The organism is Brevibacterium sp. 91QC2O2 (assembly GCF_024580695.1).
In the GTDB taxonomy this organism is placed as follows: Bacteria; Actinomycetota; Actinomycetes; order Actinomycetales; family Brevibacteriaceae; genus Brevibacterium; species Brevibacterium moorei.
Genome location: NZ_JANIJY010000003.1, coordinates 36,956 through 61,950 on the forward strand (window position 1 = coordinate 36,956; position 24,995 = coordinate 61,950).

The window sequence follows — 24,995 nt, forward strand, 5'->3', positions numbered from 1 at the left end:
GCGGCCCCCGTCCACGATGGGAGCGGGGGCCGCTACACGGGGGCAGGTCTAGGCCGCGGGCTTCAGCGGCGTCACGGTCGCCTTCCGACCAATCACAGCATCCTCGTTGAGCTTCGCTGTAACCGACTGGTCGCGGTGCTTCGTCGCGTGTTGGTAGATCATTGCCACCTCAGCTGACTTGTGCCCTCCCCGGTCCATGAGTTCCACCAGGGTCGCGCCCGCTTCGGCATACCACGTCAGACCGGAATGCCGCAGGCTGTGCGGCGTGAACTGCGGATCTAGTCCGTCCACCTTGTCGCGGACCTTGCGGATGGCGTTGTTGAGGGTGTTCTCCCCCTGATAGGCCGCCCGGTTTCGGATGCTGGGGAACACCAGGCCCTCACGAACTGCAATGGTCTTATACACGGGGGACAATCCACTATGGACTTCCATATGTCGCCGCAATATCGGGATGAGGTTTGCCGGGATTGTGATGTTCCGGCGGCTACCGGCCTTCGGCGCTTTTTCCTCCGCAGGTTCGCCCGCGATCTTCTCCACCTGCCGCACGATGGCCACGGTGCCCGCGTTGAGGTCGATGTCCTTACGGCGCAGGGCGCGCAGCTCCCCTAGGCGCATTTGGCAGTACGCGCCCATGTAGATCATGGCCTCAAGGTGCGGTGGCACCAGCCCGGCCAGCTCCGCCACCTGCCCCTTGGTCGCAACGATGAGATCCTTGGTCGTGCGCGCATCCGTCGCTGCTGGCACCTGTACAGGGTTGCCGTCGATCAGCTGGCGTTCCACCGCTGTCTTCATCATGCTCTGAAACGCGATGTAGGACTTCCGCGCGACGGACCAACTCGCTGAGGTCACTAGGGCGGCGTGCCAGTCCAGAACCTTCACCCGGGTGATGCCCGCCAACGGCATGTCCCCAAAGGTGGGCTTGACGTGCAGCGTCAGCGATGACTCATAGGTGGCGATCGTCTTTTTCGCCAGCCGCTCGGCCGCCCGCTGGTATTTCAGGTAGTCGTCCAGCCATTGCCCGAACGTGTAGGCGGCCGTCTTCGCTTCCGCCTCAGCTGCCAAGCGTTCCCGCTCCAGCTGAGCCTTGGACTTCCATTCCCCGCGGTCGATCTTCGTCTCTTCGCCCGCAAGCCACAGGTCAACGGATTTGCGTGTGGCGAACGACCGTTGAACCTTCTTCCCGTCGGGGCCGGTGTAGCGTCCTGCCCATTTCCCGCCCTTGACCTTCGGCGCTACGACGGTGCCGAATCTGCTTCGTGACATGTTGGTGGTTTTCCTCTTCTTTGTTGCGGTGTCCTGCGGGGCTGGGTGTCCCGCAGGTGTCCCAGAGATGTCTACGCAGACATTCTTAGGGCCATTTAGAGCAACATTAAGGACGTTTCGGCTCCTCGGGTGGGAGGCTGGCAAAACCAACTTCCCTCCCTCCTAACCAGGTGTTTTCCCAGGTCAGGACGGCAAAAGGCCCGGTGACTCACTGCTGTGAGCCGCCGGGCCTTTCCATTCCGTGGAGATGGGGGGAATCGAACCCCCGTCCGCAAGCAAGTTGCCGAGTCTTCTCCGGGCGCAGTCCGTGACTGTGTTTCTTAGGTCCTGGTTCTCACACGAACATGTGAACCAACGAACGGAGTCGAGTAAAAGTCCCGAGAACACCCTCGACATGTGTTCTCAGCAGTGGCTCCCTAAACGACGCCAGCTACCGGGGCGGAAGCAAACCCGGACTGACGGAGTCGCTCGCTAGCTCAGGCTGCGAGGGCGAACTCGGTGCGGTTGTTAGACTTAGCACCTATTGTTTGCGAAGGACATTAACGAGATGACTTCGCGTTCTCGGCCCGCTTCTCTCGACGCGTTGTCCCACGTCGAAACCGATCATCCCCATATTCAGTTACCAAACCGTGTACCGACCGACCTTCCGATCATTCGGCACACCGGTGGAACACCGTACACCGGCTCACTATTCCCCGCCGCGTTCCCGCACACGAAATAGAAAACCGACGAAGCTCAACGATACCCCAGGAACAGGGGCCGCGCCAGTCAGCGGTTCTTGCCGCGGTTCTTCCGCAGGGCATCCGACATGGCACGGCGGGCCTCCAGGTTGTCCTGGCGCTCCTTGATCGCCTGCCGCTTGTCCCAGTCCTTCTTACCCTTGGCGATCGCGATCTCGACCTTGACCCGTGAACCCAGGAAGTAGATCTCCAAGGGCACCAGGGTGCGCCCGGACTCGCCCAACTTCTGCTCGATCTTGAGGATCTCGTCGCGGTGCAGCAGCATCTTGCGGCGCCTGCGCGCAGAGTGGTTCGTCCAGGATCCCTGCAGATACTCCGGGATGTACGCCTGTTCGAGCCACGCCTCGTCCTGGAAGATCAGTCCGAAGGCGTCGGTCAGTGAGGCGCGGCCCTCACGCAGGGATTTGACCTCGGTGCCCGTGAGCACCAGGCCCGCTTCGAAGGTCTCTTCGATGTGGTAGTCGTAGCGGGCGCGCCGATTGCGCGCCACCACTTTCTTCTCCGGTGCGGGCCGCTCATCGGCGACCGGCCCCGCATGCTTCTTAGCCATTCTCAAGCCTCTTGGGCTGCTTCCTTTTCCTGTTCTTTGCGCCACCGGATGCCGGCCTCGATGAACCCATCGATGTCACCGTCGAACACACCCTGCGGGTTGTTGACCTCGTAGCCGGTCCGCAGGTCCTTGACCATCTGGTAGGGGTGCGTGACGTACGAGCGCATCTGGTCGCCCCAGCTGGCCTTGATGTCGCCGGCCAGGCTCTTCTTCTCCCGTTCCTCTTCCTCCCGCTTGAGCAGCAGCAGGCGGGACTGCAGGACGCGCATGGCGGCGGCGCGGTTCTGAATCTGTGATTTCTCGTTCTGCATCGAGACCACGGTGCCGGTCGGGATGTGCGTGATGCGCACAGCGGAGTCGGTCGTGTTGACCGACTGGCCGCCGGGGCCCGAGGACCGGAAGACGTCGATGCGCAAGTCGTTCTCGTCGATGTCGACGTGGTCGGTCGTCTCGATCAGGGGCACGACCTCGACGGCTGCGAACGAGGTCTGGCGCCGGCCCTGGTTGTCGAACGGGCTGATGCGCACCAGCCGGTGCGTACCGGCCTCCACACTGAGCTTGCCGTAGGCGTACGGGGCGTTGAACTGCACGGTGGCGCTCTTGATCCCCGCACCCTCGGCATAGGAGGTATCGAGTTCCTGCACGCCGATGTCGTGCTGCTCCGCCCAGCGGATGTACATCCGCGTGAGCATCTGCGCCCAGTCCGTCGCATCGTCACCACCGGCGCCCGAGCGCACGGTCATCACGGCTGCGCGCTCATCGTATTCGCCGTTGAGCAACGTGGAGATCTCCAACTGCCCCAAGTCCTCGCGGAGCTTGTCGATCTCGGCCTCCGCCTCGGCCAGAGCGTCCGGATCGTTCTCCTCCTCGCCCATCTCCACGAGGAGTTCGACGTCCTCGATCCGGGAGTCGAACTTCTCCAACCGCTCCAGGGTCGACTGACGGTGCGAGAGCTTCGAAGTGACGGCCTGGGCCTCATCCGGGTGATCCCACAGGTCCGGAGCAGCAGCCTGTTCCGTGAGCTCGGCGACCTCGCTGCGCAGCAGGTCGACATCGGAGACCTCGCGAATCGAGGAGAACGTCTGTTGCAGGGCGGCGATTTCAGCCGCAAAGTCCATGGCCATAATGCCTCAATCCTAATGGACGCCCGGTCGACACGACAGGCACCCCCTGGAACTCGCCACACTCCACCATGAGCAAGTCCCACGCGAAGTCGGAAATATTTCACAAGAAACTCTTGCAAACAGTCCAAAACGCTCTATAAGGTCAGTAACAGATAGACGTGACTCACAACACTCATCAGCGTAGCGAGGTCCCCTTGGAGCCCATCGATATCATCTCCGGCGAGGTGCGCAATCGTATCCGCGAGCGCGGCATCGACCCGCGGCTGGACTCCGGGCTGACCCGTGAACTCATCGCCGAGACCATTGCCGACTACGATGAGCGTACCCTCTCCGGGAGCCTGCCGATCGTCGCCGACAAAGACGAGCTGGGGCGTTTGATCGCCGACGATGTCGTGGGTTTCGGCCCCTTGCAGAAGTACCTGGACGATCCCGAAGTCGAAGAGATCTGGCTCAATGGCCCGCACGCCGTCTACGTCAGCCGGTCCGGGGTCAGCGAATTGACCACGACGGTCTTCACGGAGGCCCAGGTCGATGATCTGATCGAGCGGATGCTGCGCACCACCGGACGCCGGGTCGACCTGAGCAGCCCCTTCGTCGACGCCAGTCTGCCCGATGGCTCCCGCCTCCACGTGGTCCTGCCCGATATCACCCGCAGGTACCCGGCCGTGAACATCCGTAAATTCGTCACCCGCCCGCACGGCCTCGACGCCCTGGTGGCCGCAGGCTCCCTGACCCCTGCTGCGGCGCACTTCCTACACGCGGCGGTGACCTGCGGGGCGAATATCATGATCAGCGGCGCGACCCAGGCCGGCAAGACCACAATGTTGGCCGCTTTGACCGGCTCGATCCCCAGTCGCGAGAGAGTCATCACCTGTGAGGAAGTGTTTGAATTATCTGTGCGGGCCCGCGACTGGGTGGCCCTGCAGTGCCGCCAGCCGTCTTTGGAGGGCACCGGCGAGGTCACCCTGCGCACCCTGGTCAAGGAGGCCCTGCGCATGCGGCCCTCACGGATCATCGTGGGCGAGGTCCGCGAAGCCGAGGCCTTCGACATGCTGATCGGTATGAATTCCGGCCTGCCGGCCATGTCGAGCATCCACGCCAACTCCGCCCGCTCCGCCGTGACGAAACTGTGCACGCTGCCGCTGTTGGCCTCGTCGAACGTCGACGCGGGGTTCGTCGTGCCCACAGTCGCCGGCTGCGTGGACATCATCGTGCACCTGCGGATGAACGCGCAGGGCCACCGGACTGTCGAGGAGATCGCTGCGGTACCCGGCGGGGTCGAAGGCGATGTCGTCGAGTTGGAGACCCTGTTCACCCGTGACCGGGCCGGCCGGCTGCTGCGCGGTTCCGGCTTCTCACATCTGGGCGACCGGTTCGCCGGCTCGGGTTTCGACCTGCACGACATTCTGGAGCAGGCGGCATGAGCTCATCGACACAGGCCGTTCTGGCGGGTCTGGGACTGGGCATCGGCCTCTTCCTGATCTGGTGGTCCATGTGGCGGATCGAACGCCCACTGCGCACTCCCACACGCTTCACCACGGAGACCCGCGATATGCTCACCGCCGCGGGCCTTCCGCGCACCTCGGTCGCCCAGTTGCTGGGCCTGTGTGCCCTATCCGGCCTCCTGGTGGGTGCCGTGGGACTGCTGTTCACCTCGGTCGTGAGCATCAGCGCCTGTTTCGCATTGTTCGCAACCACCGGCCCCTACTTCTTCGTTCGGGCACGGGCCCGCCGCACCCAGGTTCAGCGCCGCGGGTTGTGGCCGGAGGCGATCGACCACCTGAACTCCGGGATCAGGGCGGGCCTGTCCCTGCCCGAGGCCGTGTGCGGCCTGGCCGAACGCGGACCGGACCAGCTGCGGGGCCTGTTCGCCGTCTTCGCATCCGAATACCGGGCGACGGGATCGTTCGGCGCCGCCCTCGACGCATTCAAGGCAGCCGCCGCCGACCCTGTGGCCGACCGGATCGTCGCAGCCCTGCGCATCACCCGGGAGGTCGGCGGCACAGATCTTGGCACGATGCTGAAAACCCTGGGGAGCTTTCTGCGCGAGGACGCGCGCACCAGGGCGGAACTGATCGCCCGCCAGTCCTGGACCGTCAACGGCGCCCGGCTGGCAGTCGCCGCGCCCTGGATCGTCCTGGCCCTGCTCGCCACGCGCACGGAGACGACTACCGCCTACGACAGCGTGCAGGGATCCCTGCTACTGGGCGGCGGGCTGGTCGTCTCGCTGGCGGCCTACTCGGCGATGAAGCGAATCGGCAGGCTGCCGGAGGAACCCCGGGTGCTGCGATGAGGAGGCCATCATGCTGACCTGGACCCATCCTGCGGTGGTGATCGGCACAGGCCTGGCGCTGGGAGCCTCCCTGACTTTCCTGGTCTGCGCGTTGCCGCTGTTCCGCAGACCGACCCTGGCCGACCGGATTGCCCCCTATCTGCGCTCGAACACCGCCCTGGGCCCGCACGTCTACGCCCCGGCAGCGCCCACGGCCGGCGGTATGGGCGGCCTCCTGCGCGGCCTGATCACCGATTCGGCGCGGTGGGCGGCGCGCCGCCTGACCACCGATACCTCGATCCAGACCCGCCTGGCCCGACTGGGGCCGGGGGCCACGGTGGAGGGCTTCCGCGCCCGCCAGATCCTGTGCATCGTCGCGGGTCTGCTCGCAGGTGCCGTGCTCGCCGGCCTCGTCTCCTTCAGCCGCGGCTTCCATCCGCTGCTCGCCCTGGCCCTCATCGTGCTCGGCGGGGCCGCGGGCCATCTGGGCAACGACTGGTGGCTGACCCAGCGCGTCAAGCGCCGTGAGGAGCGGATCCTTGCGGAGTTCCCCACAATCGCGGAGCTGCTGTCCCTGTCGATTATGGCCGGTGAGGGCACCGTCGACGCCCTGCAGCGCGTATGCCGCACCGCCTCAGGGGAGCTCTCCGGCGAACTCGCTGGTGCGCTCGCCGCCGCCCGCACCGGCACCGGCCTGGTCGAGGCACTGGACACGATGGCCCGCCGCACGGGGATTCCCAGTCTGGTGCAGTTCGTCGACGGCATCGCCATCGCGATCGCCCGCGGCACTCCCCTGGCCGAGGTCCTGCGCGCCCAGGCGGCCGACGTCCGTGAGGAGGGCCGCAGGTCGCTGATGGAGCTCTCCGGCAAGAAGGAGGTCGGCATGCTGGTTCCCGTCGTCATGTTCGTCCTGCCGGTGACCGTCGTCTTCGCCGTCTACCCGTCCCTGGCCGTACTGAATCTGGGAGGTTGAGTCCGGCCACCCCCGTCTTCCCACCCATTCCACCCGCGCACCATCGAAGTCCCGAAGGAGACCCCATGTCCCACCTCACCCTGCTCTGGCTGCGTCTAGCGGCCCTCCTGCACTCTCTGTCCTCCCGCTTGTCCGCCGGTTCTTCCGCGGATTCCGCCCGTCCAGGGGTGCGCAGGGCACTGGCCTCCGACCGGGGCGATGTCCCGGGCTGGGTGCTGATAACGGTCATGACGGTCTCACGAGTCACCCCGTGATCGAGGTGTGAGCTACTACATCAGTCGCACAGTGGACTCTCAGTCTATGATCAGAGAGATACCCCTCCCTTTTCGAGAAAGACCACAGATGTCGTTCCCTGTAAAACTGGCTGCTGTTGCGGCCTCTGCCACTCTTTTGCTCACCGCATGCTCGTCCTCTCCTGCGGCTGACGCTGGCTCGTCCAATGCCGGAGTAACCGCCGAGGCAGCAGTCGCGCCAGACCTCACCGGCGCGTGGGAACAGAAGGACGTAGACCAGTCCGGCTACCAGGAAGCCACGATCACCAAGAAAACGATCACGATCTACTGGATCAGCGACGACCAAAAAACCAAGAGCCTGTACTGGGCCGGGTCCTTCACAGCGCCCAAGACTGCCGGGGACTACACCTGGGTCTCGAAGAACGACAAGGACAAGACGGCTAAGTCTCTCCTGGCGTCCGACGACAAGACGAAGGAATTCACGTACAAGGACGACATCATCAGCTACAAGGCGTCGGCCATGGGTAGCGAAATGACGATCGAGCTGAAGAAGAAATAGCCGCTGCAACGACGAAAGTGCCCCACCCTCATCGAGAGGGTGGGGCACTTTCGGTTGGAACATATCGCGGACAAACCCGTGACAGGTCATCCGGCGTTCTGTTTCTTGTACTGCAGGTGGGGGTCGTCGGCGGCGGGTTCGCCGATGGGCACGTGGACGCACAGGGGGCAGCCTTCTACGCCCTCGGCCGTGAACTCCTCTGCGAACACGTCCGGGTACTGAGTCGCGAGGTCCTCCGTCGCCCGCTTGAGTTCCCGGGCCACGGCTTTGCGGTTCGTGCGGATCAGCTGCTGCCGCTCGACCTCCAAGCGGGCCAGCTCGAGTTGAGTGTCGTCCATGTCGGTGAAGTCTGGTCCTTCTGCCATCAGTGCCTCGGCTCGTAGTCAGCAGGGGCAGGGGTGGTGTCCGTGTCATCTACCACCTCGGCCTCGTCCCCGTCGCCGTCCGAGTCGTCCCCGATCTCGACCGGGTCAGGATCCTCGGCGCCGGCCTCATCAACCAGCTCGAAGTCGTCATAGTCCACAGCCTCGGCACCATCATCAGCAGTGAGCTGGTCGGGGTCGATGTGGACGTAGTCGGCGTGGTCGTCGGCCGGCACCTGGTTCGGTGCCGCGCCCAGGCCGATCGTGCGCAGCAGCGCTTCGACCTGCGGGATCGCCATGATGCGGGCGACCAGGGCGGAGATGAGGGACGCGGCGACGGCGACACCGGACAGGGCCGCATAGACCCATGCCGGCAGGGTGACATCATGGCGGGCGAACTCGTCAATGATCGCCTGCACGACCGGGGGCGCTGCGATCAGGGCCAGGGCTAGCGTCGGGATGAGCGTCTGAATGAACGTGCGCAGCGTCGCCTTACCGGGGTGCTCCGTCTGGGAGGCCTGCGCGTTCGGGGTGATGACGAGCTTCATGTCAGTTTCCAATCGTGTCGTGGCCGGCGTAGGTGATGGTGATCGGGTGCTTGGTGGGGTTCTCGATCTCCATGTGCAGGCGCGGCTTCTCGTCCCCGTGGGGCCCGTACCCGCACTTCCCATCGACGAATGCGCCGTCCTTGCGGACGTAGGTGCCGTTGCCCGTGCCGTGGAGCTCGTGGAAGACGCCGCGGGACCGGATGGTGGACCTCTTCTTCTTCGCGTTGTAGTCCACGATGACGCGGCGGATGTTGACCTTCTCGTGGGCGAGCAGGCCGGTGGCGCCGAGCGTGTACCCGGTGACGAGGCACTGGCCCTTCTTGGTCGATCCCATCGTGTAGTCGCCGTTGGCGTTGGTGCGGATGCGCACGGTTTTGCCGGCTGGGATGGTCTGGTGCTTGGAGTGGCTGCCGGAGTGGATGCGGTCCATGTCGGTTCCCTTCTCGGCGGGCACGCTGGTCCCGCCCTTGGTGATTTTCTGTGCGAGGGCCTTGACGGCGGCGGTGCCCTTGTTGATCTCAAAATGCATCTCGTCCTTGCGGCCGCGATAGTTGCCGCCCCACCGGATTACGCCGTCACAGCCTGCGAGGATCTTCGCGATCGCCTTGCGCTGGGCCTTCGAGAACGTTCCAACGTCGCCGAGCCAGTGATCAGACGAGTTCAGGTCGATTGCGGTGCCGGACGCGTGATTCGACAGGGTGGTGGAGCTGCCGCGAATCTTGCGCTCCGCATACCCGTAGCACTCCCTCGGGTTGAGAGGCTCGACCGTGGCATGGAACCGCTGCGCCACGTGCATGAGCACGATGGACACGTCACCCTTGCGGACCGGGAACCGAGCGCCGGCGACCGTGCTCGTCTTGATGAGGCTGCGGTCGTTGGCGATATAGCCGTTCTGGCTGGTACTCATTCGTGCCTCCTTGTGGGCATGAAAAAGGACCGCCGGAGCGGTCCTGACATCGATGAAACCCGAGCTACCCCGCAGGCGTGGGCTCAGGATTCGGTTCTGGGGTGGGGACACGGCAGGGCCCGTCAACCGTGGTCGTGGTGTCGTCGGTGTAGGTGACGTGCCAGTCGTTACCCGAACTGCACGTGATCGTCTTGATGCCACGGCCAGGCTTCCCGTCATCACCAGCCGGGCCCACCGGGCCACGCTCCCCCGGCTTCCCGTCCTCCCCAGGCGCCCCGGGCTTGCCGGCGGGGCCCGGGACAGTGGAATCCTGGCCCGCTTGACCGTCCTTGCCCGGTTGCCCGGCAGGGCCGGGGATGATTGAACCCTGCCCGGGCTTCCCCGCCCGGCCTGCAGGCCCTGCAGGGCCTGGGCTGCCGTCGGTACCGTCACGGCCGGGCGCACCACGGGGCCCGGGCGGGCCGGCCAGGGCGCCGGCGTCGACGTCCTGGGCCTTGGCCTGTGTGTCGTTGGCCTGCTGGCAGATCGAGCGGCCGCCGACGAGAATGTCGCCCTGCGCGCAAGCCCGCTGCACCTCCGTGGCGAGCTGCTCCGCGTTGGACGCCTGCTGGGCCGCCTCGTGGCGAGCCTCCCACTGATTGAACGCCAGCAAAGCCACACCAGCCAGAGCGAGGGTGATCGCCAGCCAGAGCTTCCACTGGGCAGGCAGGTGCCGGCGGTGGCGTGCATGTCTACTCATGGCCGCTCCCGAAGCTGGTTGCGCAGGTGCTCGTTATCGTCATTGAGCTGGCGGATCCGCTCAATGAGCTCGTCGCGCTCCTTGCGCAGCGAGTCGTTGTCGGCACGCTGTTCGTCACGCAGCTCCCGATCCGTCTTGCGGAAGTACAGGAAGACCCAGACGACCCCGCCGACCAGACCTGCTGGCCCGCCGAGGGACTTGAGGAGTTGCATGATGTCATCCACACGCGCGGCTCCTTTCCGTGTCCTCTCAGATACAAGGGCCGATGTCTTCAGCCGAGGTCATGATTCTGAACTCTTGTGGTCGAAGCTGATCCCGGCTAGGTCCACCCACGTCATGATGTTGTTGCTGACGAATAGTCGGCATGATCCGTCAGCGTTGACGTGGAGTGCACCGAAAGGGACCGTCGCTTGGGAGAATCCCCCAGTGACGATGAACCGCTCTTCCGCCGCCGGCGCCATGTCATCGGGCAGCTGCAGGATATTGAAACCGTACCCGCCGTCCACGTTGGGGTTGAACGTTGTAGCGTCTGCGCGAGTGACTCGGCCGCGCAGGTAGACGCGCCCGTTTTCCGTCTTGTAGGCCGCCCGGTGCCCGTGCCCAGGCCATTTATAGGAGGCGGTGTCGGCTCGTTCATGCCAAGTACCGCCGACGCGCTTCCATGTTTCCGGTGCACCGGTTTCTTCCGATGATCCCCAGGCCCGGTATTCGCGTTCGGGTGGCTCATTGGTGACGAAGGCCCGTGTGCCCCATAGGACAGTGGAGGGGTCGGGGAGGTCCACGAAGTGGTCCACGGTGATGGTCGGGGCGATCTTCGGGCGGACTCGCTGCGGGGTGGTGGCGGCGAGGAGTTGGTTGGGGTTGCGGGGGACGCGCCAGAGGGTGATGTGGATTTTGCCCTGTGTGGTCGGTGGTGTGCCCGCGTACACCTGGAGGGTGATGGGCCCGGCGGGGTTGGTTGCCTGCTGCGGATCGTAGGTGAGACAGACATAGTAAGTGGTGGCTTTGGTGACGGGAGGGAGGCTGATCGTCTTGTCAGCTGTGAGACGGTGGAAGAACCCGCCTATGACCGCTTTGGCGTCCTCCGCAGTTTTCGACACGGTGATCTGTGCAGTGTCGGTGGCGTTGTCGAGGTTGCGCAACCAGTAGGGCTGCCCACCCTGGTCCAAGACACCATTACCCTGGGCCATCATCATCTGCCGGTACTCGGCATCCGTAATGTCCTGCCCCACCACCGGGAAGCTGTATTCGGTGCCTGCTGGAGGCTTCGGCTGCGGCGTGACGAGGGTTTCCAGATCTGTCAGGCGGTCATCCTGGACGAGGTCATATGCTGTCGGATCAGCCATCAGGGGTCCCTTCCATCAAACAGCCCCGCGAGCGCCACATGGTGTGGTGCTGGCGGGGCTGGGGGTGTCGTGTGTGGTGTGTTAGACGGTTTGGAGTCGTCGGAGGTCGGTGCGGAGTTTGTGGACTCGTTTGACCCAGGCGGGGGCGTCGAGGTCTTCTTGGGTGGGCCCGATCTGGAGCTTCACTTGGCGGCCTTTTTCGTCCCAGGTGATGTCGGCGGTTTGGACGATGTCTTGGATTTGGACGCCGGTGGCGAGGGTGACGGTGACGGTGTCGCCGAGGTCGAAATCGCGGGCGAAGCGTTTTCCGATGGTGTCGGTGGTTTCCAGGGTGATGGAGGCTTTCTCCTGGCCTTCGGTGAGGGTGTCGGTGCCAGCTTTTTCGAGCTCGTCGGCATCGTCAGTGTCACGGCGGTCTTGGAATTGGAGGACGTTGACGCCCCACTCGTTCGGGTTGCCGGTGTGGAGTTTCATCGTGCGGGCGGCACCGACGCCTTGGCCGGCGACGAGGACGCGGGTGACTGTGGGTGCTTCGAGTTCGTACGTGTACCCGGTGAGTCCGGCGGAGGCTTCGGAGAGGCGGACGGAGCGGGTGAGGTTGCGGGTGGCGATCGCGCCGGCGTGGATCTGGCTGCCCTCCATCCAGGTGGTCAGGCGGAGGGTGCCGAGGATCGCGCGGGTTTCGTCGAGGAGGTTCTGGAAGCGGGAGTCGACGAGGGTTTGGGCGCCGTCGGGGCCGCGGGTGATGGTGATGGGGCGGCGGTTCTCGTCCCGGGCGGTCTGGCCTATGTGGGTGCGGAGCATGTCGTAGATGACCTGCCCGGCCGTGCCCTTGACCTTGTAGTTGGCGGTGTCGGTCTGCTGGTCGACGGGGCGGGAGGGTGTGGGCAGGGTGATCATGTCGCGGACCCAGCGCAGGTGCGATTGGCCGGAGATGACCAGGTCGTGGACGCCGTTCTGACTGGTCACGGAGATCTTGTCGGGCTGGCCGGTGAGCAGTTGGGTGCTGTCGTCTTCGAGTGCGATGTGCCAGCCGGTGGTGAACCGGGCTGCGATCGGGTTCTCAGTGTGGACGTTCAGGGAGAACGTGCTCACGTTGGAGTTGCGCAGGACAGCGGAGCCGCCGAGGACGGGCAGGATGCCGCGCGGGGTCAGTCCCGGGTCGTACATGCGCACCTGCATGGTCATCACATGCCTGCCTTCCATGTCTCCTGATAGGTGATCTCCACGGTCGAGGCGGCAGTGGCGTCGACCATGGCGATCGAGAACTCCACCTGGCCGGGGTTCATGACGAGGATGGAGGGTTCCCCGGTGACGCGGTCCCAGATGTCCTGGCCCTGCGAGGTGACGTCGTAGGATCCCGGGCGGGAGTCGATGATGATCGGATCGGTGATGTCACCGGCGATCAAGATCTGCTCGCCGGTGGCCTGGTTCGTGATCGTCACGTCCCGGCCCGGCCCGGTGACCGTGGCGACGCCATAGGCGGGCAGGTCGCCGGCGACGGTCATCCGGTAGGTTCCCTGGACGGTGGAGCCGGACAGGCGGATCGGGAAGAACGGCAGGGCACCTGTCTGGGACTTCGCCTCTTCCTGCGCAGTCGAGCCCGGCCCGGAGACCCACGTGTACGCCCTGCCCGGGGCGGTCGTGTCGCCGTCGAAGAATGCGCCGGCGCGGCCGGTGGCCTCTTCGATAACCTCGTCGATCCAGAACGACTCCCCCGCCGGCACGTCCCGCAGCTGCCCGCCGACCGAGCGGAGCGCCTGGACCTGCAAGGCGAGCTGCCCGCCGCCGGGATTCGTGAGTGCGGCGATGTCGAGGCGCTGCCAGTCCGTGGACGCTTTGAACGTCGGGTTCGGGCCGATCGGCCGCCATACAGGCGGCGTGGACGTGCTGAGATGCCAGATCTGCATGCGCAGGTGCGTGATCCCCGCCGACGCTTTGACCTGCAGGCCATATGCGGGGATCCCAAAGCCGGCGAGCCCACCACTGGAGGCCTGGGGCGTGAGGATATGCGGGGTACCGGAACCCTCCGCCGACGTCACCCGGACAGAGCGGGAGCCCGAGACGTGCTCGGCCGAGTCGTAGGCCCACGCCTGAGCATCCGCACCACCGAACGTCCACGGATCGGCAGTCGCATGCTCGAAACCGCCGTTGGGCTGCCGGTTGATTCGCACAGCATCGCCGGAAACACCCGTAATGAACGGCTTCCGCCGGGTTTTGACCTGGAACCGCTCGCCCCGGGCGGCGCCATACCACCACGGGTCCACACACCGGATCGTCAGCGAAAGCTTCTGCCCGTCGTGCGAGTCCTCCCCCGACCCATAGGCGCCCTGCAGACCGTCAGCGTAGTAGCCGTAGCGGGAGCGGACCAAGCCGTCCGGGTGCGTCACCCGGATCTCCACCCGATCATCGAAGAGACGCTCGAGGCGGCGGCGGTGATCCCGGCGCACATAGTAGTCCCGATCCGACAGGAGGAACGGCACGACGACGTCAGCCTCGGCGGTACGCCGATGCCGCAGCACCGACCCACCACCGGGCAGAGCCGCCGTCGTCAACTCCTGCGGCCCCCACCCCAGGCCAGTCGAGCCCTGCATGAGCACGAAGTCCCCGGCCCGCGGGTCGAGAGTCACGGACTCCCCACTGCCATGCAGGGACACGATCGGCTTGGGAATCACGGGTTCGTCCTCTCCTCTAGATGAGCGCCAACGCCTCACGCTTGCGGCGTTCGGTGTCGAGCTTCCGGAACGCGGCATCGAGGTCGACGGCCTGCACCGTGAGGTGCCCGGCGAGCATCGACGTCGACGACTGCGTCCCGGCGCCGGCCAGCAGTTGGTCGGTCACGTCGGCCGGCAGAATGTACTCCGGCCGGCGCGTCTTGTTCGCCACCAGGGACACGCCCGGTTCGAGGACCCCGCCCTGGTCGTAGAGCTTCGGGACGAGGCCACCGTGCCGGTAGTAGTTGTGGCCCTGCCAGAACGCCTTGGCGGCCGTCGGCGTGCCGTACCGGGATTTGATGTACTTCAGACCCCAGCCGGCCTGCCCGGCCGCGGTCTTCTCCACCGGGCCGTGCATGCTGGTCATCTTCTGGAACAGGCCCCGCGCCGAGGTGGTCGGGTTCGCGGAATTCTGATTCCAGGAGGACTCGTGCGAGACCAGCCAGTCGATCGCGTCCCACTGCGCCCCACTGCCCCAGCCATACAGGGCTGCGACAGAGCGGACCTGCGCCTTGGCCGCGCCCGTGGCCAGCGAGTCCACCACCTGACCACCGACGTCGATCAGCGTGGCGGCCTTCTTCTTGATGAACTCGACCGGCCAGGAGATCGCCTTCTTCGCGGCACCCTTCATCAGGTCGGTGAACCCACCGGCCCCGGGCACCTTGTCGATCAGCTTGTTCAGCACAGTGAACGGGTTGAGCATCGACATAATGTCGACGCCTCCCCCACCACCGCCGATGAACTGACCACCGGCCTGCGGCAGATAGAAATGCTGATTGAACAGCCGGTCCGTCGCACCGCGAGCGCCGGATCCTGTGGCGGGGCCGTGGTGGCCGTAGGATTCGACGTTCATGCCGGCGAGGGTGCCGGCGGTGTGGCCTGGGCTGCCCTGGTGCACGCCGATCGAGAATGCGCTCTTGAGGCCGGGTTTGAAGCCGCCGGCGCCGTGGCCGCCTGCGAACGACGACGTGGCAAACAGCCGGTGATACGGGCTGCGGCCGGTCAGGACGTTCGTGATGGCGGACATGAAACCGGAGCAGTCGTAGCCGGCGGGGCCGACGCCGCCCCAAATGTAGGGCTTGCCGACCTGGCTCTTGGCCCACTGCTGGGCCTTGAGGATCATGGGCGAGGAGTCGGTCTTGCCGACCGAACCGCCCTTCTTGAATGCGGAGAGCTTCTCGCCCCCGTATTCGAGGTAGTCGTGCATGCCGCGGAGGCCACGGCGAGCGGCGACCTTCATCATCTGGCGGTAGCCGGCGCCCTTTTCCCCGTTGATCGCGTGGAGCAGGGGGAGGTAGCGGCGGGTGGCGCGCGCGTTGACGACGAACTCACCATCGGAGAGCCACGCCGGGATGGAATCCGAGGTGCCGGACCCCGGGCCCGAGATGTGGCCACCAGTGCGGAAGCCCTTCGGCAGGGAGACGTGTGGGATCTCCTTGACCTTGAAGAACGACGCGATCTTGTTGAAGTTGTCGATGACACCCTTGTTGATGACGGTGTCTACGACGAACTGGACCGGCTTCTTCGCGACGTCCTGGAGCTTGTCCCAGGCCCGCCCGATCGCGTCCTTGCCATGCTTGAACGCGTCCGGCAGGGTCTTCATGATGAACTTCTGCAGGGGTGTGAACACGTAGACCCGGATCTTGGTCCAGACCTTTTCCAGGTTGCCCCGGATCGTGTTCCACACGTGGGTGACGGTGTCGCGGAACCAGGTGAACGCGGGCCCCAGCGTGTTGTGGACGAAGTTCTTCATCGGCGTGAAAATGTACGTTTTGATGAACGTCCACGCCGCCTGGATCGCGGCTTTGATGCCGTTCCAGACCGGCTTTATCACCGAGTTGTAGAACCACGTGAACGCCGGCGCGAGGACGTTCTGGATGAACGCCTTGATCGGCGTGAAGACGTAGTTCTTGATGAAATTCCAGACAGCCTGGATCGCCGCCTTGACCCCATTCCACACGGGCTTGATCACGGAATCACGGAACCAGGTGAACGTCGGCGCCAGGACGTTCTGGATGAACGCCTTGATCGCGACGAGAATGACCTTGATAACTGCCCAGGCCACCTGAATGGCGACCTTGATGCCATTCCACACGGGCAGGATCACGGAGTTGTAGAACCACGTGAACGCCGGCGCCAGGACGTTCTGGATGAACATCTTGATCGCGGCGAAGATGATCTTGATGATGCCCCAGGCCACCTGAATGGCGACCTTGATCAGGTTGAATGCGACCTGGACTACACCCCACAGGAACGTGAAGATCGGCGCCAGGACAGTCTTGATGAACCAGACGACCGCGGTGAAGATCGCCTTGATGATCGTCCACCACACGGTGATGTAGATCTTGATGCCGGTGAATACGGGCTTGATGATGTACGTGTAGAGCCACTGGAAGATCGCGCCGAGCACCGTGATGGTGCCCTGGATAACCGGGGCGACATAGGTGGAGAACCAGCCGACGACCGCGGCCACGGCGGTCTTGATCCCGTCCCACGCGGGCTTCAGCGCATTGTTCCACAGCCACATCGCACCGGTCGCGATACCGTCCCAGACGGCCTGCAGGACTGGGGCGACGTTCGTGGAGAACCAGTCGACGACCGCGGCGACCGCGGTCTTGATCCCGTCCCACGCGGGCTTCAGGGCGTTGTTCCACAGCCACATCGCACCGGCTGCGATACCGTCCCAGACGGCCGCCAGGACCGGCACGACGTACGTCATGAACCAGTCGGCCACGGCCTTCGCCGCGACCTTGATGCCGTTCCAGACCGCGTTGATGAAATCGCGGAACCAGCCGACCTTCTTGTACATCATGACGAACGCGGCGATCAGCAGGACGATGCCCGCGATGATCAGCCCGATCGGGTTCGCCGACATGACCGCGTTCAGGCCGGCCTGGGCTGCTGCGATACCGTTCGTGATCGCGATCCGCGCGGCACCCAGGATGACGTCCTTGGACGACCACAGGTAGGCCGCCCACGACAGGGCGTTCTGGATCTTCTGCACGACGATCCACGCGGCGACCGCGCCCGCGATCCCCAGGATCATCGGCGCCCAATCCTTCAGGATGCCGATCGTGGTCCCACCGACACGGCCGATGGTGTCGAAAATGTCCGGGAGCTTGCCGATCCCGGCAATGATCGCGTCTCCGATGGGCTTCATCATTGGCGCGAGCTTCTCCAGCAGCGGCATGATCTGCTCACCGACTGCGACCTTGATCCGGTCGACGAGGATCTTCCACTGATTGCCGAACGACTGCGCGCCCTCTTCGCCGGCCTTGAGGGTCTTCTCCCACGTGGGCCCCGCGGCATTGGCCATGACGTCGATGACCTGGTCGATCTGCACCTTGCCCTTGGACACGTCCGTCTTGATCTGCTTGGCGGACTTCCCCGAGGCCTCTGCCAGGCCCGCGAAAATCGGGACACCGGCCTCGGAGAGCATGTTGAGCGTGTCCAGCTGCACTTCGCCGCTGTTCACCATTTTCAGCATCGCCGAGGACGCCGAATCCATGCTGTCCGTGTCGCCGCCGGCCGCGGTGATCGCCGTGCCGACGTTCTTCAGGATTCCGACGGCCTTGTCACCTTCGACCCCGGCATAGGCCAGGGACTGGGCGGCACCGGCATAGGCGTCGAACTCCATCGGGCTGGCGGCCGCGACCTTGCGCAGCTTCGCCATCGTCTCCATGGCCTTGTCCGCCGACCCGTACAGGCCACCGAGGACCTTCTCCGCGGTCTGCTGGTTGATCGCAGACTTCACGCCGGAGATCAGCGTCGCACCGATCACGGCGCCGGCCGCGACCGCGCCGGTCTTCGCCGCGCGGCCGGCCCACTTCGCGATCGACGCGCCCATCGACGAGCCGGCCTTCTGCCCTGCGGTGGCGGCCTGCGGGACCACGTCCTTGACGAGCGCCTGACCGAGACCACGAGTGGTGGGGAGGATGCTGACATAGGCGGTCGCCAGTTCGACAGACATGCGGTCTCCCCTTCTACGGTTCGGTCAGGCGGATCGTTTGGAGGCAATCCACGCGTCGATCTCAGTGACGGTCGACGGTGCTTCGACCGTGTACGTCTTCGTCGACTTGTCTACGACACCCGGGCGCGGGATCGGCTTGGGCTTGCGGCCCTTGCCGCCGCCCTGAGCCCAGGCGTCCATGTTGAGGCGGTCGACCATGGCGGCCAGCAGTTGGTTCGTCATGGACCACTCGTGGTCATCGACGGTGACCTGCACGATCGCCATGTCCGGGGTGGCGTACTCGACGAAGTCCAGCAGGTCGCCCATGGTCAAGTCCTGGTCCGGATCATCGAGCCAACGCAGCCGCAGACCGTGCTTGAGCAGGTCGGCGTTGAGCGCGTGACTGTGCTGGTCGATGAGTCGGGCCAGGCCGACTATTTCCCCGCGGTGACCCCGGACGCGGTCGACCAGTGCTCCATGAGCACCTCGACCTCTTCCCCGGCGATATCCCGGACCGCGGGCGCCGAGTCCGGGGCGTGCTTGTCCAGGAACGTGATGAACTCGCCGAAGCTGCCCGTGTCGAGGGCTGCGACGATGCCCAGCGGGAGGGTGTCCAGCTTCGGCAGCGTGAACTCCCCATCGAAATCGGGCATCTCGAAGGACACCATGGGGTACTGCTTTTCGCCCTTGCGCTTCGGGCTCATCGTCTTGCGTCCGGTTGCCATGCGAGGCTCCTATCGTGTGGTGCGCGCAGGCTCGAAAAAGTGTGTGGACCCAGGGCGGCGGCGAGCCTACGCATGAATGGGTTCCGCCGCCCTGGGAATCTGTGGAGCCCGCTACCGGGTCAGTACTCGGCCCGGTAGCGGGCGGTCATTCCCCCGTGGCACCGCCCTCATCGCCGCCACCGGTCTCCCCGCCGCCATCAGCGGGGGCGACTGCGATGCGCTCGATGAGGGTGTTGCCGTCGTCGTCGGGGTCGCACGAGACGGTGACCTCGTAAGCGATTGCCTCCCCGTCGACATACGAGATGTCGCCGACCTCGGTCACCTGGGCCAGGCCCGCGTCGAGGTGGCGCGAGTTCGTGCCGTCGAGCATCGGGATGAGCAGCTGACCGTGCGGCAGGGTCTGCGAGTTCCGCTTGACCGTGATGACACCGCCCTCGGTGGAGACGTTGTCGGCGCCATAGACGAACTTCAGCGTCTCGGCGCGGAGAGACTCGATGAGCGTGAACTGCAGAGTGGTGCCGAACTCCGTCTGCACGGTGCGGACCTTGTCGCCGCCCCACGCTCGAATGTCTTCGGTGGACCGCTCGGAGGTCTCCGTGACACCGTCATCGGAGACATACCCCAGCGAGGCATACGCCGCGTCGATCGCGGCTTCGAGAGACGTGGGCCGGGTCGTGCCCAGCGGGGCGAACATGACGCCGCCGGAAACCTTGAGATTCGGCTTTCCAACGGCGACGTTCTGGGTGGATGTACCAGCCATGATGCGTGCTCCTCAGCAGGATTTGCGTAGGCCCCTTTGGAGTGCATGAAGCGTGCCGGCTCAGGTTCCCCTGAGCCGGATCGTGAGAGTGAATGTGAACCGGTGCTGCTCGGATTCGTCCGGCAGATCGACCGGCGGGCCCGACTCCCGATACCGGTAGACCGGGCGGCCCGCCCACTCCGGTGCCTCGCACAGGAGTCCCCGGATATGGTTGGCGCGATCCTCGGCCACGACCTCCGAGTCGTCCCACGATTCGACAGTCAGCGCGACCTCCTCGAGGACCGGACCCAGGCGGCCGGCGCCCCCGGCGTTGAGGATCCGCACGAACCCCGGCGGCCTCTCCGCAGGCACCCGCGTCACCACGGGCACGTCGAGCAGGCCCGCCAGATGCTCCCGCAGCAGGCGGCGAGCGCTGGGGAATTCGGGCATTACTGCCTCCCTGCGTTCAGTGCCTTTTGGAGGACGTTGTCCTGGGCTTGGCGGCGGCGGCCTTTGAGGCTGTCGGTGCCGACTGATGCGCGTGCGCGGGGGTTGCGGCCCTTGGTGCCCGGTTGGGCGTCGTGGGCTTCGAAGCCTTCGCCGGCGGCGTTGGAGATCTTGCGGGCGCGGCGGTTCAGGTCGGCCATCACCTCGGCGGAGTTGCGCAGCTGGGCGAAGGCCTTGGTGTTGAGCTTGATCTTGCCTTTGGCCATGGTCAGCCTTTCGCTCGGGTGATGGTGATGACGGCCCCGGACTGTGCAGCCTTGAAGGGGTCGGACCATCGTGCGATCTCGCCGACGACGCGGTAGCGGTGGCCGCGGACGGTGATGTGGTCCCGGTCGGTGACTGGCGTGTCGACGGTGTCGTAGAGGTCGAATCCGTCGACGACCATGCGTCGGTTCGGATCGATCTCGGCCGGTTCGACGTGCGGGGCGACGGCGATACCCGTGCGGGTGTAGTCGTCGCCGAACGCCGGGACCGGGTTGCCGTTGGCGTCCAAGGCTCCGTCTATGTAGGGGTGGACGGTGATGGTCTCCCCGTGCGGGTGCCTCACCGCTCCCATAGGGGCTCACCCCCGGTCAGGTCCGCGCCACACGAGCAGGAGCGAGCGCCGAAGAACTGTGAGCACCAGGGCTGGTGCTCACAGGCCGGGCCGCCACCGGCAATGTCCACGCCGAATGCCTTCTGCCCGCCCTGGCCCAGGGCCTTCTTCTCGGCCTTGGTCAGGTAGAAGTCCCCGTGCGGGTTGGCGGGTGTCTGGGACATGGCGAACGGGCCCGTGGTCAGCGACTGCTGGGACAGGCCGTCCATGTCGGAGGCTTCGGCGGCCATGGCCCGGCGGACGACCGCGCAGACGATCCGCCGGCGCGTGGACGCCGTGGCGTGGACCGCGGTGGGACAGACGTCGATGATGAACTGCGAGGCGTCCTCGAGGAGGACTCCCGCGTGGGCGTCGGCCCCGGGTGGGAAGTCCGGCCAGCGGGCCTTCAGGTCTTCGACCGTGGCCATGGGCCAGGGCTCGACCGGAGGTGGTGTCTCATCGGCCATGGCCAGACCTCCTTATCAGCCCTCGGTGGGCGGCGTTTCCAGCTTGGTCACGCGGGCGGCCAGGGCATCGAATGCCGCCTTGGTCACGTCCGAGTCCTTACCCTTGTCGCCCGGTGCCCCCTTCAGGTCCGGGCCCTCGACACCGTCGATGACGATCTTGGTGCCGTTCATGGTCACCTTGGGGGACTTGCCAGCGTCGCCGGGCTTTCCCTTCAGGTCCGGGCCCGCAGTGCCGTCCACGACGATCTTGGTGCCGTCGAAGGTGATGACCGGGCTGTGGCCATCATCGCCGGGCGTACCCTTACCGTCCTTGCCGTTGAGCGCGCCGGAGTCCACCAGATCGCGGATCTCCTTCACTGCGGCGTTGAGCTTGTTGTGGTCCTCCGGGTGTCCAGAGTTTCCCTCCTTGGCTTCCGCCGGGAGGGGCGCCTTCCATTCGGCCATGGTGGTCTCCAATCAGTCATTCGGGGTGTGGGTGGGCGCGGGGCCGCCCGCTACCAGGCCGGTCAGTACGCGGCCTGGTAGCGGGCGGTCATTCCCCCGCGTCGCCACCCTCATCGGCGCCGGCGGCCTTGATCACGGCGAAGCGGTCCGCGAAGACGTACCAGCCATAGACCAGCTCGAGGCGAAGGGCGATCTGGTTCTTCCGCTTGAGGTCTCCGCCGCCGTCCGGGTCGCCGAAGCGGATCAGCTCGATTGGCAGATCCCGCTGGATGCCCCAGCGGATTCCGTTCGTGTAATCGCCGACGATGCCGCGCACGCCCGTGGGCTTGGCGGCTTCGGGCTTGCCGGAGACGGTCGAGCCGGAGGCCGCATTCAGGCCCAGGAAGGACTCGATGTTGGCGCCCAAGCCGAGGTTCGGGTAGCGCTGCTGGCCGGACGGGTCGCCGTTGGCCAGCTTCCCCTGAAGGTTGGCCAGGTCCCAGACCGCATCCGGGGCCAGGGCCAGGCCGGTCGGGGTAATGGGGTCGTCGTCGCGGTTGACCAGCAGGCCCACGGCCTCGCGGATCACCTGATCGAACTCGTCGTCGTCGGTGACGACGTTGGTCGTCGACGTCAGGTAGTTGTCCCACCCGGTGATGACCGCTCCGGACAGGGGGTTGATGCGGTGGTACAGGCCCAGGTCCAGGGCGCGGGACAGGGCCTCGGAGCCCTTGGCGCCCAGCTGGTCGAGGATACCGAGCTGGTTGTCCTCGTCCATCCACTGGACTTCCTCGTTGAACCGCATCGTGACCTGAGCCTTGTGCGGCTTCGCAGTCACCGATCGGAACCCGCCCGAGGTCGACCCCTTGTCGGCGCCTTCCTCGACGAACTCGGCGCGGGGGAAGTCGTCGAAAATGATGTAGTCGACCTCGCCGAACTTCTGCGGCTCGGACGCCGAGAGCTTCGCGACCGTCGATGTGGACTGGGTCTTCGTGATCATGCCGTCAGCGATCGTGCGCGGCATGAGCACCTTGGCCTGCTTGCTGTCGAATACAGCCATCAGGGCCTCCTTCTGTTAGTCGTTGCTGAACAGGCTGCGAACGGCCTGCATCTCCTCGGACACCGGCGGCGCCGGAGGATTGTCACCGGCGCTGGGAACGACCGGCGCTGACGGTGCCGCGCCCTGCAGGGTTTCCGCCGCCTTCGTGAGCGCGTCCTCCGTGTCCCCGGCCATGAGGGCCAGGACTGTGGCGTCGACGTTCTTCTCACCGGCGATCTTCGCGACGAGGTCCGTGCGGGCCTTCGCCGTTTCGAACCCCGCGACCTTGTCCGTGAGGCCCTGGTTCGCCTGCTCCAGCTCGGTCGCCCGAGTCTGGGCCGCGTCCCGTTCGTCACGATTGGACTTCGCGCGGGTCTCCCACTTGCGGGACTCGGCGACGGCGGCGTGGTACTTCGCCTCCCAATCGGTCTGGTCCCCGGCGGGCGCCGGCGGCGGGGTCTTCGGGTCGGTGGTGCTGGCGGTGGTGTCACCCATGAGGGCACCGTCCTTTCATGCCGTGCGGCAATCGGATATGGCACAGGCCCCGTGCGGGGCCCGAAAATCGTGGAGCCCGGAGCGCTTCCGGGCATAAGAAAACCCCCGATGGGTGGTCGGGGGTTGGACTATATGCTGAGCCGGTCTAGACCGGCTGTCTGGCTACGATCGCTTGCTGGTCGGCATACAGGTCGGCATAGTCTTCGGTGTCGCCAGTTTCTTCAGCCACCCGCGCGAAGCGCTGCATCAGGTCGGCTGGCACCCGGACGTGGTGTTCGACAAGCTGATCAACGGCCATGGTCACCGGTGCCATTGGCCCATCGGCGTGCAGCACGTCTTGGATCTCGACGGCCCGGTCATCTCCGATCTCCGACCGGATGAGGTCGATGAGGTCCTGGGCGATCATTTCCATCGTGGGTTGGTCAGCTAGGAGGGAACGCTGTGATAACACGGGCTTTTCCTTTCCTTCGTCCAATGGCCACTCTGATCGGTGATCCCTCAATCATACCCTCGTAGGTCGCCTGCGACGTGTCGGTTATGTCAACCGTCTGGAGGAATTCTGCGATGTTCTGGGCGATCTTCTCAGGCCCCCATGTCGGCGGAAACGGCGTCCCTCCGCTGATCCATTCGTACCCCTTTTGGTGAGCACCCCCGGACCCGAATCCATAGAGAATGTGGTTCCATTCTTTAGAGCGTAGTGCCGGCAGATCAGTCGGCCACCATTCGGGCGGTTCTGCTGGGTGCTTTGGAGGCATCAGGTAGTCGCCCCCTGAGGTCTTCCCCTCTTGGTATAGGCGGGCCAGAAGGTCGCGTCTATGCTGCTCGTACTTGCTCAGTTGGAGCGTCCCATCCTTGCTCGTCCCGGTGGGGAGTCTCGGCCAGATACCGTCCGTGTACCTCTCCGGGTGAAGCTCGCGCATCTTCGTCATGATCTCTTCGGCGGTGGCGTACTTACCGTCATCGGGCAGCTGAGAGCGGGCTTCCTGGTACTGGTCGTAGAGCGCTTCCGGGTCGTACCCGGCCGGCACAGTGCCATCTTCCGGGACGATCTGGCAATCACAGTGCGCGTGATACCGATTGAGCCCACCAGCTGTATTCCGGTCGGTGTAGACGAATCCACGGGAGGCGAGCATGGTGCAGAACGAACAGGTGGTCCGCCCGGCTGGCACCCGTGCGAAGCGGACCTTCCGTCGCTGAGCCGAGGTCTGCACTGTGTCCTTGCCCTGGGCCCTTACCAGGCGATCAGCGACACTGGCCAGGTTGGCGAGCGCAGTGTCCCAGTCGCCGTCGAAGGCGGGGCCCATAGCCCAACGGAGTGAACTGTTGGCCTGGTCGGCGGGTATGGGGTCGGCTAGGACTGCACGCTGGCCTGTGCGCTCTTCAAACCATTCGGCCGCCGCCGTGGCCGCCACATCGCCGAACTTCTCCAGCAGGGCCGGGAAGATCTCCTCGAGCTGTTGGCGAGCGCGGAGCGGGTCGGCGTCGAGCTTGGCCCAGATGCGGGCCAGTTCCTGTTGGACCTGGTCGGTGACGGCGTTCTGAGCGTCTGCGAGGCGGTTGGTCTGGGCGCGGGTTGGCATTTACTTGTCCTCGAGGTCGTCCGCTTCGGTTCGGGGTGGGCGGAACGATACGGGGATCGCTCCGGTGAACTTCACCCCGGTCAGGCCCAGGCGGCGTGCTGCGTCGTCGGGGTCGACGCCGGAGCGGATTGCGATGCCGAGGGCGTCGAAGCGGGCCTTCATGTCGG

General features: G+C 65.4%; 30 protein-coding genes and 1 other RNA gene. 5 read left to right on the forward strand and 26 right to left on the reverse strand.

The genetic code is table 11. From position 1 onward, the window contains the following. Nucleotides 1-48: 48 nt before the first annotated feature. The 4 genes from NQ036_RS03535 to prfB all read right to left on the reverse strand — a co-directional run bounded on the left by NQ036_RS03535 (nt 49) and on the right by prfB (nt 3,677). On the reverse strand, nt 49-1,263 hold the full coding sequence (locus tag NQ036_RS03535) for a site-specific integrase (RefSeq protein WP_257057148.1): 1,215 nt from the start codon (nt 1,261-1,263) through the stop codon (nt 49-51). Nucleotides 1,264-1,502: 239 nt separating this feature from the next. Then, nucleotides 1,503-1,874, reverse strand: a transfer-messenger RNA (tmRNA) gene (gene ssrA / locus NQ036_RS03540). A gap of 157 nt (nt 1,875-2,031) precedes the next feature. Continuing rightward, nucleotides 2,032-2,553: an SsrA-binding protein SmpB gene (gene smpB / locus NQ036_RS03545; RefSeq protein WP_257057150.1), complete on the reverse strand. Its 522-nt coding sequence runs from the start codon at nt 2,551-2,553 to the stop codon at nt 2,032-2,034. Nucleotides 2,554-2,555: 2 nt separating this feature from the next. After that, on the reverse strand, nt 2,556-3,677 hold the full coding sequence (prfB, locus tag NQ036_RS03550) for a peptide chain release factor 2 (protein ID WP_257047100.1): 1,122 nt from the start codon (nt 3,675-3,677) through the stop codon (nt 2,556-2,558). A 194-nt stretch (nt 3,678-3,871) separates the two neighbouring features. Between prfB and NQ036_RS03555 the strand changes: the two genes are divergently transcribed. The 5 genes from NQ036_RS03555 to NQ036_RS03575 all read left to right on the forward strand — a co-directional run bounded on the left by NQ036_RS03555 (nt 3,872) and on the right by NQ036_RS03575 (nt 7,714). Continuing rightward, nucleotides 3,872-5,101 carry a CpaF family protein gene (locus NQ036_RS03555; RefSeq protein ID WP_257057295.1) on the forward strand — a complete coding sequence of 410 codons (1,230 nt, stop codon included), beginning with the start codon at nt 3,872-3,874 and terminating at the stop codon, nt 5,099-5,101. Next, nucleotides 5,098-5,970: a type II secretion system F family protein gene (locus NQ036_RS03560; protein ID WP_257047099.1), complete on the forward strand. Its 873-nt coding sequence runs from the start codon at nt 5,098-5,100 to the stop codon at nt 5,968-5,970. The genes NQ036_RS03555 and NQ036_RS03560 overlap by 4 nt, the downstream gene beginning before the upstream one ends. A 10-nt stretch (nt 5,971-5,980) precedes the next feature. Beyond that, nucleotides 5,981-6,922 (forward strand): type II secretion system F family protein, encoded by a 942-nt coding sequence (locus NQ036_RS03565; RefSeq protein WP_257057152.1) that lies wholly within the window; start codon nt 5,981-5,983, stop codon nt 6,920-6,922. A gap of 65 nt (nt 6,923-6,987) precedes the next feature. After that, a complete protein-coding gene (locus tag NQ036_RS03570) occupies nt 6,988-7,176 on the forward strand; it encodes a hypothetical protein (RefSeq protein WP_257047097.1) in 189 nt (62 codons plus the stop codon). Nucleotides 7,177-7,264: 88 nt separating this feature from the next. Further along, a complete protein-coding gene (locus NQ036_RS03575) occupies nt 7,265-7,714 on the forward strand; it encodes a hypothetical protein (RefSeq protein WP_257047096.1) in 450 nt (149 codons plus the stop codon). 86 nt (nt 7,715-7,800) lie between these two features. On the opposite strand, the gene NQ036_RS03580 is transcribed toward NQ036_RS03575, so the two are convergent. From NQ036_RS03580 to NQ036_RS03685, 22 genes are all read right to left on the reverse strand, one after another. Further along, nucleotides 7,801-8,079 (reverse strand): hypothetical protein, encoded by a 279-nt coding sequence (locus NQ036_RS03580; protein ID WP_257047095.1) that lies wholly within the window; start codon nt 8,077-8,079, stop codon nt 7,801-7,803. Next, nucleotides 8,079-8,624, reverse strand: coding sequence for a hypothetical protein (locus NQ036_RS03585; protein ID WP_257047094.1), 546 nt, complete (start codon nt 8,622-8,624; stop codon nt 8,079-8,081). Before NQ036_RS03585 ends, NQ036_RS03580 begins: the two co-directional genes overlap by 1 nt. Nucleotide 8,625: 1 nt before the next feature. Next, a complete protein-coding gene (locus tag NQ036_RS03590) occupies nt 8,626-9,531 on the reverse strand; it encodes a M15 family metallopeptidase (protein ID WP_257047093.1) in 906 nt (301 codons plus the stop codon). Between the two features lie 64 nt (nt 9,532-9,595). Continuing rightward, nucleotides 9,596-10,270 (reverse strand): collagen-like protein, encoded by a 675-nt coding sequence (locus tag NQ036_RS03595; protein WP_257047092.1) that lies wholly within the window; start codon nt 10,268-10,270, stop codon nt 9,596-9,598. Then, nucleotides 10,267-10,482 (reverse strand): hypothetical protein, encoded by a 216-nt coding sequence (locus NQ036_RS03600; RefSeq protein WP_257047091.1) that lies wholly within the window; start codon nt 10,480-10,482, stop codon nt 10,267-10,269. Before NQ036_RS03600 ends, NQ036_RS03595 begins: the two co-directional genes overlap by 4 nt. A gap of 69 nt (nt 10,483-10,551) precedes the next feature. Next, complete coding sequence (locus NQ036_RS03605) at nt 10,552-11,616, reverse strand: hypothetical protein (protein WP_257057155.1); 1,065 nt, start codon at nt 11,614-11,616, stop codon at nt 10,552-10,554. A gap of 81 nt (nt 11,617-11,697) precedes the next feature. Further along, a complete protein-coding gene (locus NQ036_RS03610; RefSeq protein ID WP_257057296.1) occupies nt 11,698-12,804 on the reverse strand; it encodes a siphovirus ReqiPepy6 Gp37-like family protein in 1,107 nt (368 codons plus the stop codon). Further along, complete coding sequence (locus NQ036_RS03615) at nt 12,804-14,291, reverse strand: hypothetical protein (RefSeq protein WP_257047088.1); 1,488 nt, start codon at nt 14,289-14,291, stop codon at nt 12,804-12,806. The genes NQ036_RS03610 and NQ036_RS03615 overlap by 1 nt, the downstream gene beginning before the upstream one ends. A gap of 16 nt (nt 14,292-14,307) precedes the next feature. Continuing rightward, entirely contained in the window at nt 14,308-18,300 is a 3,993-nt protein-coding gene (locus tag NQ036_RS03620; protein WP_257047086.1) for a tape measure protein, read from the reverse strand. 24 nt (nt 18,301-18,324) lie between these two features. Beyond that, nucleotides 18,325-18,606, reverse strand: a complete 282-nt coding sequence (locus tag NQ036_RS03625) for a DUF5361 domain-containing protein (RefSeq protein WP_257047085.1) — start codon at nt 18,604-18,606, stop codon at nt 18,325-18,327. A gap of 107 nt (nt 18,607-18,713) precedes the next feature. Then, nucleotides 18,714-19,004 carry a hypothetical protein gene (locus NQ036_RS03630; protein WP_257047084.1) on the reverse strand — a complete coding sequence of 97 codons (291 nt, stop codon included), beginning with the start codon at nt 19,002-19,004 and terminating at the stop codon, nt 18,714-18,716. 145 nt (nt 19,005-19,149) lie between these two features. Beyond that, nucleotides 19,150-19,764 (reverse strand): phage tail protein, encoded by a 615-nt coding sequence (locus NQ036_RS03635; protein ID WP_257047083.1) that lies wholly within the window; start codon nt 19,762-19,764, stop codon nt 19,150-19,152. Nucleotides 19,765-19,824: 60 nt separating this feature from the next. Next, nucleotides 19,825-20,193, reverse strand: coding sequence for a hypothetical protein (locus NQ036_RS03640; protein WP_257047082.1), 369 nt, complete (start codon nt 20,191-20,193; stop codon nt 19,825-19,827). Then, on the reverse strand, nt 20,193-20,456 hold the full coding sequence (locus NQ036_RS03645) for a hypothetical protein (protein ID WP_257047081.1): 264 nt from the start codon (nt 20,454-20,456) through the stop codon (nt 20,193-20,195). Before NQ036_RS03645 ends, NQ036_RS03640 begins: the two co-directional genes overlap by 1 nt. A gap of 2 nt (nt 20,457-20,458) precedes the next feature. Further along, on the reverse strand, nt 20,459-20,797 hold the full coding sequence (locus NQ036_RS03650) for a hypothetical protein (protein ID WP_257047080.1): 339 nt from the start codon (nt 20,795-20,797) through the stop codon (nt 20,459-20,461). Next, nucleotides 20,794-21,291 (reverse strand): hypothetical protein, encoded by a 498-nt coding sequence (locus NQ036_RS03655; protein ID WP_257047079.1) that lies wholly within the window; start codon nt 21,289-21,291, stop codon nt 20,794-20,796. The genes NQ036_RS03650 and NQ036_RS03655 overlap by 4 nt, the downstream gene beginning before the upstream one ends. A gap of 15 nt (nt 21,292-21,306) precedes the next feature. Beyond that, a complete protein-coding gene (locus NQ036_RS03660; RefSeq protein ID WP_257047078.1) occupies nt 21,307-21,735 on the reverse strand; it encodes a hypothetical protein in 429 nt (142 codons plus the stop codon). Between the two features lie 88 nt (nt 21,736-21,823). Next, a complete protein-coding gene (locus tag NQ036_RS03665) occupies nt 21,824-22,774 on the reverse strand; it encodes a phage major capsid protein (RefSeq protein ID WP_257047077.1) in 951 nt (316 codons plus the stop codon). Nucleotides 22,775-22,789: 15 nt separating this feature from the next. Beyond that, nucleotides 22,790-23,248 (reverse strand): hypothetical protein, encoded by a 459-nt coding sequence (locus tag NQ036_RS03670; protein ID WP_257047076.1) that lies wholly within the window; start codon nt 23,246-23,248, stop codon nt 22,790-22,792. A gap of 145 nt (nt 23,249-23,393) precedes the next feature. Beyond that, nucleotides 23,394-23,660 (reverse strand): hypothetical protein, encoded by a 267-nt coding sequence (locus NQ036_RS03675; protein ID WP_257047075.1) that lies wholly within the window; start codon nt 23,658-23,660, stop codon nt 23,394-23,396. 10 nt (nt 23,661-23,670) lie between these two features. Next, a complete protein-coding gene (locus tag NQ036_RS03680; protein WP_257047074.1) occupies nt 23,671-24,828 on the reverse strand; it encodes a hypothetical protein in 1,158 nt (385 codons plus the stop codon). Further along, nucleotides 24,829-24,990, reverse strand: a complete 162-nt coding sequence (locus NQ036_RS03685) for a hypothetical protein (protein WP_257047073.1) — start codon at nt 24,988-24,990, stop codon at nt 24,829-24,831. Nucleotides 24,991-24,995: the final 5 nt, after the last annotated feature.